Annotated in this window: 10 protein-coding genes and 1 pseudogene; 10 read left to right on the plus strand and 1 reads right to left on the minus strand. The window is 68.7% G+C overall.

The window, feature by feature from the left end; genetic code table 11:
- Positions 1-34 precede the first annotated feature (34 nt).
- Together ACSU6M_RS32440 and ACSU6M_RS32445 are read left to right on the plus strand one after the other, a co-directional pair.
- On the plus strand, positions 35-1,165 hold the full coding sequence (locus tag ACSU6M_RS32440) for a site-2 protease family protein (RefSeq protein WP_437074620.1): 1,131 nt from the start codon (positions 35-37) through the stop codon (positions 1,163-1,165).
- 408 nt (positions 1,166-1,573) lie between these two features.
- Positions 1,574-1,718, plus strand: a pseudogene (locus ACSU6M_RS32445) (IS5/IS1182 family transposase); the annotation flags it as partial.
- Positions 1,719-1,725: 7 nt separating this feature from the next.
- Here ACSU6M_RS32445 and ACSU6M_RS32450 read toward each other — a convergent pair.
- Positions 1,726-2,187, minus strand: coding sequence for a GbsR/MarR family transcriptional regulator (locus tag ACSU6M_RS32450; RefSeq protein WP_437074622.1), 462 nt, complete (start codon positions 2,185-2,187; stop codon positions 1,726-1,728).
- Positions 2,188-2,270: 83 nt separating this feature from the next.
- Here ACSU6M_RS32450 and ACSU6M_RS32455 point away from each other — a divergent pair, with 83 nt between their 5' ends.
- From ACSU6M_RS32455 to ACSU6M_RS32490, 8 genes are all read left to right on the plus strand, one after another.
- Positions 2,271-3,194: an ATP-binding cassette domain-containing protein gene (locus tag ACSU6M_RS32455; RefSeq protein WP_437074624.1), complete on the plus strand. Its 924-nt coding sequence runs from the start codon at positions 2,271-2,273 to the stop codon at positions 3,192-3,194.
- A 42-nt stretch (positions 3,195-3,236) separates the two neighbouring features.
- Positions 3,237-4,025 carry an ABC transporter permease subunit gene (locus ACSU6M_RS32460; RefSeq protein WP_437074626.1) on the plus strand — a complete coding sequence of 263 codons (789 nt, stop codon included), beginning with the start codon at positions 3,237-3,239 and terminating at the stop codon, positions 4,023-4,025.
- A gap of 424 nt (positions 4,026-4,449) precedes the next feature.
- Positions 4,450-4,812, plus strand: a complete 363-nt coding sequence (locus ACSU6M_RS32465; protein ID WP_437074628.1) for a hypothetical protein — start codon at positions 4,450-4,452, stop codon at positions 4,810-4,812.
- Positions 4,813-5,098: 286 nt separating this feature from the next.
- On the plus strand, positions 5,099-5,671 hold the full coding sequence (locus ACSU6M_RS32470; protein ID WP_437074629.1) for a hypothetical protein: 573 nt from the start codon (positions 5,099-5,101) through the stop codon (positions 5,669-5,671).
- Between the two features lie 762 nt (positions 5,672-6,433).
- On the plus strand, positions 6,434-7,387 hold the full coding sequence (locus ACSU6M_RS32475) for a HAMP domain-containing sensor histidine kinase (protein WP_437074630.1): 954 nt from the start codon (positions 6,434-6,436) through the stop codon (positions 7,385-7,387).
- Positions 7,387-8,043, plus strand: coding sequence for a response regulator (locus tag ACSU6M_RS32480; RefSeq protein WP_437074632.1), 657 nt, complete (start codon positions 7,387-7,389; stop codon positions 8,041-8,043). Before ACSU6M_RS32475 ends, ACSU6M_RS32480 begins: the two co-directional genes overlap by 1 nt.
- Positions 8,044-8,316: 273 nt before the next feature.
- The gene (locus tag ACSU6M_RS32485) at positions 8,317-14,535 is read left to right on the plus strand and encodes a DNRLRE domain-containing protein (protein WP_437074633.1); all 6,219 of its coding nucleotides are present in this window, start codon (positions 8,317-8,319) and stop codon (positions 14,533-14,535) included.
- Positions 14,536-14,680: 145 nt separating this feature from the next.
- Entirely contained in the window at positions 14,681-14,854 is a 174-nt protein-coding gene (locus tag ACSU6M_RS32490; protein ID WP_437074635.1) for a hypothetical protein, read from the plus strand.
- The last annotated feature ends 62 nt before the right edge of the window (positions 14,855-14,916 follow it).

Below are 14,916 nucleotides of genomic sequence, written 5' to 3' on the forward strand. Positions count from 1 at the left end.
AAGGACCGGTCACCTCGGTCCGCAGGAGATGGTCATGAACGTCTCGGCACGGATGGGGCGAGTTCTCGGGGTGCCGCTGCGCATCCACTGGAGCGTGCCCCTGCCCGTAGTGCTCTTCGGGTACAGCCTGGGGAGCCGCACTCTCCCCGCTGCGGTGCCGGACCAGTCGGGCGCCGCGTACACCGTCGCCGGCCTCGCTGGGGCACTGCTGCTCGTCGTCAGCCTGCTTGCGCACGAGGCCGCCCACGCGATCACGGCCCGGAAGAAGGGCATCAAGGTCCAGAGCATCACGTTGTGGGCGCTGGGCGGGATGACCGAGATGGGCAGGCCCCGCGGAGCCGGGGCGGCCTTCCTGGTGGCCGTGGCCGGGCCGCTCACCAGCCTCCTCGTCGGCGCGATCGGCATCGGGGCCGGCATCGGTGTGGACGCGGTGTCCGACTGGGCGATGCCCGCCGCAGTCCTGGTGTGGCTGGGCTGGGTGAACGTGGTGCTGTGCGTGTTCAACCTGCTGCCGGCAGCGCCGCTCGACGGCGGGCGCGTGGTACAGGCGGCGATGTGGTGGCGTACCGGAGACCGGGACCGCGCCGAGCGAGCAGCCGCGCGCGGCGGGCAGGTCCTGGGCATGCTGCTGATCGCCGTCGGATGGATCTCCGTGCTGGGCGGCGCCCTGAGCGGTCTCTGGCTGGCGATCATCGGCTTCTTCGTCCTCATCGTCGCCAACGCGGAACGCCAGTACGCGAAGCTGGCGCCCGCCCTGCGTGGAGTGCGGGCGGCCGACGCCATGACGAGCCCCGTGGAAAGCTGCCCGGACTGGATCACTGTGCAACGCTGCATCGACGACGTGGCCCTGCGGGCCCAGCACTCGACGCTGGTCCTGACCGCCTTCGACGGACGCCCCAGCGGCTTGCTGCAACTCCCGAGGCTCGCGAGAATCCCTGCACCGCAGCGGGAAACATTGCGCGTGCGGGACGTGGCGACGCCGCTGCCACAGGGCCACACATGCGCACCTGACGATCTCCTGGAAGACGTACTGGAAAGGCTCACGCCAGGCGTCGGCGTGTGCATCCCCGTCATGGACGGCCCGCGCCTGGTCGGCATCATCACGGCACGGGACATCTCCCGGATCACCCAGCGCCACACATTTCGCGGCACCGACGGACGGTGAGAGCGCCAGGCCGTCTGCCGGTGCTGTGCGGTCGCGAGCGCGACCTGCCGGAGACGGGTGCCCGCTTCCGCCAGTCCGCCATGACGGCGGCGCCGCTGAATGCCGCCGAACGCGAGGATGAGCAGGATCTCCACCGTCGCGTACGCCACGGAGCAGAGCGGGTCGCTGCAGAAGACCGGGATGGCCAGCGGCTTGGGCAGCAGCGTCTCGCCCAACTGGGTGGTGCGCAACACACGCCCGATGAGCACCTTCTTCAACCTCAGTGTTGATGCCGACGAGGCTCGCCCCTGGTTGAGCTGGGCGGAACTTTGCTGCGTCGTGAACGCAGAACGCGGTGGCGCCGGCTCGGAACGAACCGGCAGGCCCTGCTGGTCCGGGAACCGTCCGCGTGCCCCATCTCGGTCGCCAAAAATTGGGGCGCTGGGCCAGCAGGCCAGGGTCACGCTCAAGGTCTGGCGACTCCTATGCCGGTTGTGGTGCAGCACCACCCGCATCACCAGCCTTGTTCAGGCCCCTCCTCACCCTTCACCTGACCTGCTCAAACCAAGGGTGAAAACGGCTTACGGCTGATATTCCTTGCGCCAGTTCTCGATGAGTGTGGGCATCTCGCGTGCCATGTAGGCGTAGAAGTCCTGCATCTCGTGGAGACGCCGAGCGGTGGGGGAGCCGGCCCGGGCCGCGTCGATGCCGTCCTTCGCGGCGCCCAGCATCACGTCGAGCATGGCGTTCTGCTGGGACATGAGGGTGGCCCAGGCGCCTTCGCGGAAGCGGTAGTGGTCGCGGCGACTGCCGGGCGCGGGGACGCGTTCGACCAGCCCGACGGGAATGAGCTGCTTGATCGCGGTGGACACGGCCCCGGAACTGATGGACAGCTCCTCGCACAGGTCGGCGGCGGTCATGGTGTCCTGCTCGGTGTAGAGCAGGGCGGTCATCACCCGGGCCGTCGTCTTCTGCATCCCGCTCTGAGCCAGGGTCAGGGCCAGCTTCTCCGCTGCGTGGCGCAGCTGCTCCTTCGTGTCCATGCCGCTCAGGATAGCGAGCGTTTCGAGTGCTCAATGAGTTCTGGATGTTTACAGATCTCTGAAAGTTCGATACGTTCGGAGTCATGGAGAACGCGATTGAGCTCCGCGAGGTCACCAAGACATATGGCTCCCGACGTGGCCTGACCGGCCTGTCCCTCGACGTTCGCGTCGGCGAGGTCTTCGGCTGTCTGGGCCCGAACGGTGCCGGGAAGTCCACCACGATCCGGCTGCTGCTCGACCTGATCCGGCCCACCTCGGGCAACGTCAAGGTCCTCGGCCTGGACCCGCGGGCCGGCAGCGTGCAGCTGCGTCGCCGCGTGGGATACCTCGCCGGCGACTTCGTCGTCGACGGACGGCAGAAGGTGCGTGACTGCCTGCGCTTCCTGGCCGACCTGCGCGGCGGCGTGACGCAGCAGCGCATCGACACCCTGGCCGACCGGCTCGGACTCGACCAGAGCGCGACCGTCAAGAAACTGTCCAAGGGCAACCGGCAGAAGGTCGGCCTGGTCCAGGCATTCATGCACACCCCGGAGCTGCTGATCCTCGACGAGCCCACCTCCGGACTCGACCCGCTGGTGCAGCAGACGTTCCTGGAGCTGGTCACGGAGGCCGCCGCGAACGGCCAGACCGTGTTCATGTCCAGCCACATCATGGACGAGGTCGAGGCGGTCGCCGACCGGGTCGGCATCCTGCGCGGCGGACGGCTCGTCGCTCTGGACACCGTGGCCCAGCTGCGTGCCGGAGCGGTCCGGGAGATCGAGATCAGCTTCGCCGAGCCCGTCACCACCGAGGAATTCGCCTGGCTGCCCGGCGTACACGACCTCGTGCTCGACGCGGACCGGACCACCCTGCGCGGACAGCTCACCGGCGAGCCCGACGCCCTCGTCAAGGCCGCCGCCCAGCACCACGTCACCGCGCTGCGGACCACCGAACCCGCCCTCGACGACGTCTTCCACGCCTACTACACCGACGCCGAAGCCGCGTCCCGTCGCACCGCCGACGCCTGACCCGCCGCGCCGTCACCTGCTCAGGAAAGGAGCCGACCCGCCATGCGCACCACCGTGTTCACCAAGACCCTCCGCGACAACCGCCGCTCGCTCATCGGCTGGACGACCGGCACCACCCTTGCCGCCGCCATGTACGCGAGCTTCTACCCCCAGATGGCCACCGGCGGCGCCGAATCCGTCGAGAACTTCCCCGAAGCGATGCGCGAGGCGTTCCACCTCGACGATCTGACCACGGCCGCCGGATATCTGCAGTCCTCCGTCTTCGGCCTCATCCTGCCGCTGCTCGCCCTCTTCTACGGCGCCGCGACCGGAGCCCGCGCCACGGCCGGGGACGAGGAGTCCGGCACGCTCGACCTCCTCCTCGCCCACCCCGTCACCCGGACCCGCCTGATCCTCCAGCGATTCGGCGCGCTGGCCGCCGGAGCCTTTGGTATCGCCACCGCGGTGTGGCTCACGATGCTCGCCATCCGGGAGAGCGCAGACCTGACCTCCATCAGCCCGACGGACTTCCTGGCCCAGTGCCTCAACCTGGCCCTGCTGGCCGTGGCGTTCGGCGCGCTCGCCATGGGACTCGGCGCCGCCACCGGCCGCCGTGCCGTGGTCTTCGCCGCGACTGCAGGCATCGGCGTCCTCACCTACGCCGCGCACACGTTCGCCGGCCAACTCGGTCTCGACTGGGCCGCATACCTCTCGCCGTTCCACTACTACATCGGCGGCGAGCCGCTGGAGCACGGCTTCCAGTGGCCGGACGTGGCAATCCTCGCCGGGGCTTCTGCGGTGTTGGTGGCCGCGGGCACGTACCGCTTCAACCACCGCGACCTCAACGGCTGACGGGGCAGCGGCGGCACGTCCGGTCCACGACGGCGCGTCCACCGTCCTCATCACAAGGAATCAGCCGCTCTGCGCGCGCCTCTGTCCAGTGCGTGGCGCCAGTCCCACCCACAGCAGGGCCGGGGCGGCTTCAGGCCCGGGCGCATGAGTCGGTGGCGAGCAGCGCTGCGAGGGGAGTCGCCGAGCTGTCGCATGTCGAGCGCATGCGCCTGGTCGGGCCGCACTGCGTTGGGCAAGGGACCAGTGGAGGCGTGTCCAGGGGAGCCCAGCCGCTGAGCGCGGCGACGCCGCAAGGCAGCGCGGTCATGGTGAAAAGTGCTGTCCAAAGATTGCCGTGGTCCGGCAGGAAATTCGGCGTCAAGTGTGCTGGGGACGCGCATGGCCGCCGCTTCAGGGCGAGGGGCTCAATGGAGTCGGGCGAAGGGTGGAGTCGATGGCCGCGTCAAGGATGGTCTCGAGGGGCGAGACGGCTTGGGTGCTGGTGGGCTGCTGGGCACTGTGTGCCCTGGGCTACTTCGTTGTGGCCCTGCTGGACGACCCGACCCTTCCGGCAGCCGCTCCTGTCGTGTTCCTGCTGGGCCACTGGTTCGTGCGGCATCGGAACTGGACGGCAGGTGTCCTGGCGACCCTCGCAGGTTCCGCGGCGTTGTTCGCCTGCTTGGAAAGCCTTCGGCCGCGGATGGACCGGATTGTCGCCGACGCGTTGTCCGTGGGTGCCGGTGTATTCGCCGCGCTGCTGGTCTTCACCGTGGTGGCGCGGGCACGCTCGGGATTCCGGCGTGTATGAGAGTCGGCTTCCTCTTCGGCTGCTGGACATCTTCGTCGCACACGTGCGGGCTGTCTGGCCCGGGGCGAGTCTGCTGCCCTGCGCTGGTCGGCATAGTTGCTGTTCTGGTCGCAGCGGCTGGTCAAGTCGTGATGTACGTGCTGCCTGACCCGGGAATGCCCTTCCTTTCCGTCGGTGGGGTGCCTCTGCTGGCTGCCGGAGTCATGCGCTGGCACGGCAGGCGGCGCGTATGACAGCCGGGAGAAGCATGCGAAGACGCCGCCGGCGCCACGAGCGGCGCCTGCGAGTGCAGGAGCTCGCCGCCCGGATGGAAACACCATCGGCTCCAGTGGTGTGGCGGGCAGGTTGGGGAGGGCGACTCGCTGCCGCCGTCTTCTGCGGACTCTTCGTAGCATTCGTCGATCGCCCAGATGGAGGGACGCTGACCACCTCCCGTCCAGGGGCGCTGTTCTTCGCGGTGTGGACCTCGCTCGTCGCCGCCTGGGTGTGCTGCCGGCTCGCCCTTTGGCGCGTCACCGCCGACCACGACGGCGTGCACCTGCGCGGAATGTGGACCGTCCGCCTCATTCCCTGGTCCAAGATCGGCCGGGTCGAGCTGCGCAACGACGGGCTGCTCGAATTCGTCGTCAGAGACGGTGAACCGATGGGCGGTCTCTTCCTGCCTGCCTGGGCCGGGCGCTTGCTCCGCCGTTCCAGCAGGGGAACGCGGACGGCTGACGTGCTGACAGTACTGGCTCACCATGCCGAGCTGCGCCCCACATCATCAGCGACGCCGGCAACGAAGGGGTCGGCCTTTGCCGGACGGGCGCTGCCCATGGCTGCTGTGCTGTACGCCGTGACGGAACTCCTTCACAGGTGAGGCCGCGGCAGGATACGGACTTCGTGACCTCCGGGGCCGGTAGGCGCTCTCAGCCATCGCGTGTTGCGGCAACAGTGCGGCTATGCGCTTCAACAGGCCATCGGAGAAAAGTCCGCTTCCGGTGTTGTGCTGGTTGTAGACGGTGGTTCCCGTCATCGTCAGCGCGATGAACTCGCGGATGGCGTCCGGATGCGCGTCGAAGTGGGCTTGGAGGAGAGGGGCCAAGCTTTCCGCACGCTCCTCGGGCGTGGCCTCACCGTTGTGGAGTACGGCGATCACGGCGTCCTGCTCGTCACGCGTGCCGCGACGCAGGAGCTCGCGGGCTCTTGCACTACCCATGCCGTACCGCCCGTAACCGCTCCGGTGGCTAGCACGATCGCCGAACCGGTGACAATGTCACCTGCAACCTCCGGTAAATCCATGGCAGTTGACTCCTTCGGTGCCAAGTGGAGAGCCAACCTACCCGCCGCCGACTTGCTCATGAGGCGGTTCTCAACATGGCGTCCATCACGCTGCTCGACTCGGTCCGACTGGATGGTCTGAGGTGATCGTTGGTGAGCTTCGCGACCGCTTGAGCGTGGTTCAGACCTGTGTCGGTCCCGGGTGAAGGGCATCCGAAAGGCGCTCTGACCTCGTAGATCTCCGGAAACATGGGTGTCAGCATGTATAGACGGACTCAGGTCGATCGCAAAGAATCCACATGATCACCAAAGGGTCGACGGTGCCAGTCGAGGCCCAGGTCAGGGAAGGGGGAGGTCGACTGTGTCGCTGTTCTGGCGCATCTTCGCGATGAACGCCTCTCTCCTGGTTGTGGCGGCCCTTCTGCTGCTAAGCCCGTGGGTCACGGTCTCTTCGCCCCTTCACTTCGTGGAAGCCGTCGTGGTGGCGGTCGGGGTCCTGGTGATGCTCCTGGCCAACGCCCTCGTCCTCCGCTACGCCCTGGCCCCGCTGAACCGTCTGTCGCGCACCATGGCGCAGGCGGACCTCCTCGCCCCGGGCCTTCGGGCCGAGGCGGCGGGACCGAGGGAAATGGTGCAGCTCGTGGGGACGTTCAACGCGATGCTGGACCGGCTGCAGAACGAGCGTGTCACCAGCAGCGCCCGGGTGGCCGCGGCGCAGGAGGCCGAGCGGCAGCATCTCGCCCGTGAGCTGCACGACGAGGTCGGACAGGCGCTGACGGCCGTCCTGCTTCAACTGAAATGGCTGGCCGACCAGGCGCCCCCGGAACTGCGGGGCGATCTGCGCGGCGCACAGGAGACGACCAGACAGAGCCTGGACGAGCTGCGGCGCATCGCCCGCCGGCTGCGCCCAGGAGTCCTGGAGGATCTGGGCCTGGGCAGCGCTCTTCGTGCGCTGGCGTCCGACTTCACGGGCGCAGGCTTCACAGTTGTCGACCACATCGACCACGGGCTTCCGGCGCTCACCCAAGAAGCTGAACTGGTCATGTACCGGGTGGGCCAGGAAGCCTTGTCCAACGCGGCGCGTCACGCGGACGCCGATCACGTGAGCCTTGAGCTGCGGCACACGAGCCTCGGCGTGGTCGAACTGGAGATCCGGGACAACGGACGAGGTTTCCGTAACGCGCCCGAAGGCGCCGGCATCCGAGGAATGCGGGAACGCGCTCTGCTCATCGGCGCACGGCTGTCCATCGAGGCGACCCCCGAAGGCGGCACGTCGGTGCGTCTGCGGGTACCAGTGCCGGGGGAGGCCCAGTGATGACCGAGCTGCCGCGTCGGATTCTGCTCGCCGACGATCACGCCCTCGTTCGCCGCGGTGTCCGGCTGATTCTGGAGTCCGAGCCCGACCTCACGGTCGTCGCCGAGGCCGGTGACGGGGCCGAGGCCGTCTCCATCGCACGTACGGTCCCCGTGGACCTCGCCGTTCTGGACGTCGCGATGCCGCGGATGACCGGTCTGCAGGCCGCGCGCGAGCTGTCCCGGACTCAACCGGACCTGCGGATCCTCATGCTCACCATGTACGACAACGAGCAGTACTTCTTCGAAGCCCTGAAGGCCGGCGCCTCCGGGTACGTGCTCAAATCGGTCGCCGACCGGGATCTCGTGGACGCCTGCCGTGCCGCGATGCGAGACGAGCCGTTCGTGTATCCCGGCGTCGAGAACACCCTGATTCGGAAGTACCTGGACCAGGTGGCGCAGGGCAGGCCCCTCCCGGAGAAGGCGATCACGAATCGCGAGGAGGAGATCCTCAAGCTCGTTGCCGAGGGTCACAGTTCGAAGGAGATCGGCGAACTGCTGGTCATCAGCGCCAAGACCGTCGAGCGTCACCGGGCGAACCTGCTGCAGAAGCTCGGCCTGCGCGACCGCGTCGAGCTCACCCGCTACGCCATCAGGACGGGCCTGATCGAGCCGTAGTTCGCCCCACGACTTCCCGCGACGACAACCGAGCGGGCATTCCGTCATGCCCGATACGGCCTCGAACCGATGACGGCCACCCCATGAGCCCCTGGGTCCTTCCTGCCCAGGTTTTGGAATCGGACCCTCCTTGTCCGGTTCCGTAGCACCATCCATCTTCATAGGAGCAATGTGAGAAGCCCTGAACCGGGATCCATAACAGGATTCCAGGAACGGCACAGAGCTGACTGCCGGCCAGGCATACGTGCGGCCGCGACCGGACTCGCTCTGCTGATGGCCGTTTCGACTCTCTACGGCGCGGAGGCGGCGCTCGCCGCCCCGGCTGAGCAGGCGGCTGCTCAGCCGCAGAAGTCGGCCTACGCGACGACCGCGGCGGACATCCCGTCCGCGCGCGTGACCGCCCGCCTCTCGGGCCACCGGGTCGAGGCGCTCTCCGAGCGCACCGAGACCTCGACGACCTGGGTGAACAAGGACGGATCGCTCACCACCGAGCTGTCGGCCGGTCCCATCCGATTCCGCGACCCGGCCTCGGGTCAGTGGCGTGACGTCGACGTCGACCTCATCAGGTCGTCGGACGGCACGGTCGTCTCCCGCTCGCACCCGACGGGCCTGAAGCTGGCGGGCAAGTCCGGCTCCAAGCCCCGCTCGCTGAAGGCGGCCCAGTCGGCCCCGGCCACCGACCTGGTCACCCTCGGCACCGGTGACGAGGCGATCACCCTCCAGTGGCGCGGCGGCCTGCCCGCTCCGAAGCTCGATGGGACCCGCGCCACCTACGAGAACGCGGTACCCGGCGCGGACGTGGTGGTGGAGGCCACGCGTACCGGCTTCGAGCAGTTCGTCGAGGTCAAGGAGCGGCCCGCCGACGGCTTCTCCTACACCCTGCCCCTGAAGACCAAGGGTCTGAAGGTGGAGCAGCAGGCCGACGGCAGCGTGCTGTTCAAGGACAAGAAGTCGAAGAAGACCGCGGTGATGCCCGCCCCGGTGATGTGGGACGCCACGGTAGACCCGGTCTCCGGCAAGCACACGCGCCAGGTCAGGGTCGCCATGAAGGTCGTCAAGACCAAGGGCGGCGTCGACCTCGTCCTCACCCCGGACGCGAAGTTCCTCGCCGACCCGAAGACCACGTACCCGGTGACGGTCGACCCGTCCACCTCCTCCCTGTCGAACGTCTTCGACACCTACGTGCAGCAGGGCACGACGGTCGACTGGTCCACGGACGTCGAGCTGGACCTGGGCAATCCGGGCACGAAGAACGCCGACGGCACCTACCGCACCGCACGTTCCTTCATTTCGTGGAACACGGCGCCGATCGCCGACGCCCTGGTGATGGACGCCAAGCTGTCGCTGTGGAACTTCCACTCCGGCAACTACACCGGTACGTCCTGCCCCAACCAGCCGTGGGAGGTGTGGTCCACCGGGGCCGCGACGACCTCGTCGCGCTGGACGGCCCAGCCGTCGTGGATCGCCGAGAAGGCGAGCTCGACGGAGACTCGGGGCAACGCCTCCTGCTCGACCCAGCCGGACGGCTGGATCAACGCCAACGTCACGACGATGGTGCAGGAGTGGGCCTCGGCCAAGGCGGCCAAGTCCAACATGGGCCTGCGCGCCAGCGACGAAACCATCACGGGACAGTGGAAGCGGGTCAACTCCGCCAACGCCGCCGCCAACCCGCCCAAGCTGGTCGTCACCTACAACTACCGGCCCCGTACCGGTACGAAGCAGGAGGCGGGTCCCCCGTTCTACTCGTACGGCGGCGCCTACGTGGTCAACACCACGACGCCGACGCTGCGGGACACGTTCGTCGACCCCAACGGTGACAAGATCCAGGGTGCGTACCAGATCTACGACACCGCCACCAACACCCAGGTCGGCGCCGTCCTGCGGTCGGCGTTCGTGCCGTCGGGCCAGCCCGCCCCGGTCGTCGTGCCGGCCGGCGTGCTGACCAACGGCAAGACGTACCAGTTCCGCAGCAGCCCGTACGACGGCACGCACTACAACCTGGGCTGGTCGGCCTGGAAGACCTTCACGGTCGACACCGCCGCCCCGTCCGCGCCGACGGGCATCACGTCGACGGACTACCCGTCGAACGCCTGGGTCAAGGGTGCGGGCCAGGCCGGCACGTTCACCGTCACCCCGAACGGCACCGACCACAACTGGCTTGAGTGGTCCCTGGACGGTCTGACCTGGACGAAGGTCGCCACCGGCGGCTCCACCGCCGCCAAGGCCATCAGTGTCACGCCGCCGAAGAACGGCACGCACACCCTCCAGGTGCGGCAGGTCGACAAGGCCGACAACAAGTCCGAGGCGCGGGAGTACACCTTCCACGCGGGTCCTGGCGGCTTCGTCCAGCCGAGCGAGGGCGAGAGCACCGCGCGCCGTCTGCCGCTGGTCGCCGAGGCCGAGGCCGGGAAGTACGACGCCGTGTCGTTCTCCTGGCGCCGGTCCGACGCCGACCCGTGGACGCAGATTCCCGCCGCTGACGTCCTCAAGGACGGACAGGCGCTCACCGCCTGGCCCGTGCCACTGACGAACGGCAAGAACGCGCCCCTGACCTGGAACGCCACCACCACCGTCGACCCCGACGGAAGCGTCCAGATCAAGGCCGACTTCACCGGCCCGAACGGCGCCACGGGCAGCACGCAGCCGCTCCCGGTCGTCGTCGACCGCAACGCCGACGGTGCCGCCGGATCCCAGGTGGGCCCGGGCTCCGTGAACCTGCTCAACGGCGACTACTCGCTCGGCGCCTCCGACGCCGAGGTGATGGGCCTCTCCGTCACGCGCACGGCCTCCTCGCGCGTTCCCGACAAGGGCGCCAAGCAGACCGGCCAGGCCCCGATCTTCGGTAAGGAGTGGGTCTCCGGCACCGTCGCGCCGGAGGTGGACTCGGGCTACTCGCACATCGAGAAGACCTCGAACACCTCGCTGAACCTGGTGTCGGCCGACGGCTCGTCCGTCTACTTCACGGCCAACCAGGCGCAGAACGGGTGGATCCCCGAGCCCGGCTTCGAGGAGCTCACGCTGACCGGCGGGTTCACCTCCTCCTTCGTACTGAAGGAGGACGACGGCTCGGTGACGACCTTCAAGAAGGCCGCCGCCGATGCCCCGACCTGGCAGGTCTCCAGCTCGGTGCAGTCCGGTATCGACGGCGGTGAGAGCCTCGTCGTCTCCGAGGCCGTCACCGTCGACGGCAAGCGCGTCAGCCGCCCGAAGCGCATCATCGGTGCCACCAGCGCGGCCACGGCCACGACCTGTGAAGCGACGCCGTCCACGCGCGGCTGCAAGGTCCTGGACTTCGTCTACGCGACGACGACCACCGCCACCTCCAGCGCCTTCGGCGACATCGCCGGTCAGGTCTCCGAGCTGAAGGTGTGGGCCACGGAGCCCGGCGCCACGAGCGCCACCGCGCGCACCGTCGCCCGCTACGCCTACGACCACCAGGGCCGCCTGCGCGAGGCATGGGACCCGCGGATCAGCCCCGCGCTGAAGACCGCCTACACCTACGACACCGCCGGCCGCATCGTCACCCTGACTCCGCCCGGCCAGCTGCCGTGGACGTTCAACTACGGCAAGGTCGCCTCGGTCACCGGCGCCTCGGACGGCATGCTGCTCTCCGTGCAGCGCCCGACCCTCGTGGCCGGCACCAAGGACCAGGTCTCCGGTACGGCGACCTCCACGGTCGTCTACAACGTCCCGCTGACCGGGACGACGGCACCGGTCCCCATGGGCTCGGCGGATGTCGCCAAGTGGGGGCAGAACGACGCCCCGTCGGACGCGACCGCCGTCTTCCCCGCCGACAAGGTGCCCTCGTCGTCCGACGGCGCCCAGCTGACGAAGGCCGACTACGCCCGGGCCATGGTGGTCTACCTGAACGCCTCCGGGCGACAGGTCAACCAGCGCAACCCCGGTGACCACATCACCACCACGCAGTACGACCGGTACGGCAACACGGTGATGGAGCTGTCGGCCGCGAACCGGGCCCTCGCCCTCGGCCTCACCGCCCAGGACCGGACCCGCCTCGCCGAACTCGGCCTGGGCACCGACGCGGCCGGATCCGCCGAGCGCGCCCGGCTGCTGTCCAGCGAGACCACCTTCTCCGCCGACGGATCCCGCTCGACGGACACGCGCGGCCCGCTGCGGATGCTCACCGTCGAGAAGGACCTCAAGGCCGGTGACGGCACGGTCCTGCTGGCGGCGGGCACGGCGGCTCCCGGCCGCACCTGGACCACCACCCAGTACGACGCCGGCCGCCCCACCGACGGCTCGGCCACCGTGGTGAACCAGCCCACCAAGGAGACCGTCGGCGCCGAACTGCTCACCTACCCGGGCCAGATGGCCGACGGGCGGGTCACCACGACCGAGTACGACTGGGTCAAGGGCCTGGCCACGAAGAACGTCCAGGACCCCGGCGGTCTGGCGATCACCCGGATCACCGAGTTCGACGACAAGGGCCGCCCGGTCAAGTCCCTGATGCCGAAGTCGACCGGCACCGACCCCGGCACCCAGCTGACCACCTACTGGTCGGCGACCGGCACCGGCACCTGCCAGGGCCGCCCCGAATGGGCCGACCAGGTCTGCGAGGTCCGCTACGCGGGCGCGGCCGCCGGCACCAACGGCGCACTGCCGGTCATCTACAACGAGTACAACGCCTACGGGCAGCCCGCGAAGGTCGTGGAGACCGCCAACGGCGCCACGCGCACGCTGGTCACCACCTACGACGCGGCGGGCCGCCAGACGGCTGTGACCACCAGCGGCACGGCCGGCACGGCGATCCCCGACCAGACCTTCACCTACGACCCGGAGGCAGGACACCTCACCAAGACCACCTCGACGAGCGCGGGCAGCATCACCCGCACGTTCGACGTGCTCGGGCGTCAGATGACCTACACGGACGCCGATGCCAACACCACCACGGTGCACTACGACCAGCTCAACCGGCCGGTCAAGAGCACCGACAGCGCTCCGTCCACCGTCACCTACACCTACGACACCACGGCTGAGCCGCGCGGACTGCTGGTCTCCCTGACCGACTCCGTCGCCGGCACCTTCCGTGCCACGTACGACGCGGACGGCAACGTGGCCACCGAGAAGCTTCCCGGCGGCTACACCATGACCCAGTCCACCGATCCGGCGGGCAAGCCGACGGAGCGCGCCTACACCCGCGACTCCGACGGAGCACTGCTCTTCAGCGACTCCGCCACGGTCACGGCGCACGACCAGTGGGCCACCCGTTCGGGAGGCGTCGGCCAGAACGCCAACCGCGCCTACCGCTACGACGCCGCCGGTCGTCTGACGACGGTCGAGGAGACCGCCGACAGCGTCTGCACCCGCCGCTCGTACGCCTGGGACAAGCACTCCAACCGCACCTCCGTCACGACGGCCGCCGGCGCACCCGGCCTCGAGTGCCCGACGACCGGTGGTACGACCGTCACCAGCACCTACGACACCGCGGACCGCAAGACCGACAGCGGCTACGCCTACGACGCCTTCGGCCGCGCCACCTCGGTTCCGGGGGAGGGCACCCTCAGCTACTACCTCAACGACCTCGTGAGGCAGCAGCTGCTCGGCAACCAGCGCCAGACCTGGGCCCTCGACGCCACCCGACGGATCCGTTCCTGGACCGTCGAGTCGAACGCCACGGGCAGCTGGGTCACCACGGCCACCAAGACGAACCACTACAGCAGCGACAGCGACAAGCCGACCTGGATCGTCGAGGACTCCGCCACGGGCGCCATCACGCGCAACGTGGAGTCCGCGGGCCGCAGCCTGGGCGCGACCACCAGCAAGACCGGTGACGTCGTCCTGCAGTTCGTCGACCTGCACAACGACATCGCTCTCGCCCTTCCGCTCGACACCACCAAGCCCGCCACCGCCCTGACGAGCGACGAGTTCGGCAAGCGGACGGGCACCGGCGAAGCCCGCTACGGCTTCTTCGGCGGCGAGCAGCGGTCCTCGGACACCCTCGGCAACCTCGTCCTGATGGGCGTGCGTCTGTACGACCCGGCATCCGGCCGGTTCCTGCAGACCGACCCGGTGGCCGGCGGCAGCTGCAGCAACTACGACTACGTCTGTGGCGACCCGGTCAACGCCGAGGACATCTCCGGCTGCCTGCCCTGCAAGATCCCGTGGTACGCCTGGACCGGTTGGCGAAGCGACATCAAGATCACCTGGTCCGGCAAGTGGTCCTACACCAGCTGGCGCACCAAGAAGTACTCCTGGATGTGGGACGCGCTCGCCGACTGGACGCCCCTGGCGATCGTGGGCTGGAAGGAGCGGTGGCGCTGGCGCACCCAGCGCGGTGTCCGCTGCACCCTCCTGTCGTGGAGCCGTGAGAAGGTTCTCGCCGAGTGGGTGTCGGTCTACACCACGCAGTACCAGGACCGCATCACCTACCGGAAGACCTACACCAACTTCCGGTTCTCGGAGACGTCGTCCTGGTGGACCACCTATCGACGGGTGTACGTCTACTCGTCGAAGATCTACTGGGGATACTGATCAGGCCGCCAGGCACGCGTGATGCGTGACCCCTGGCCCCAGTGATCAACCCCTGCCTCCAGGTTGCCCGGGTCGCCGTCATGCGGCCCGGGCAACCGTGCAAAATCCTTCCCGTACACATGTGAGCAAGCAAAGAGGAACCAACATGTCCCAGCCCCGTGCCGGCGTCCTGGTGATGTCGATCGGCGCTGCCCTGACCGTCGTCGGAGCAGCGATGTATGTCCTTCCCGGCCCCGGTCTGCCTGTCCTCGCCCTCGGTCTGGCCGTGGCCGCGGTGGGCGCAGTGCTGTGGTTCATCGGCCGCGGGAAGGCCGGCTGATCGCTTCCTTGCGGTCCTGGAAACGAGAGGATCCGCTCTCCGTGCCGTCCGCCGTGGGGGTG

This window comes from Streptomyces sp. enrichment culture (genome assembly GCF_964272895.1).
GTDB lineage: Bacteria > Actinomycetota > Actinomycetes > Streptomycetales > Streptomycetaceae > Streptomyces.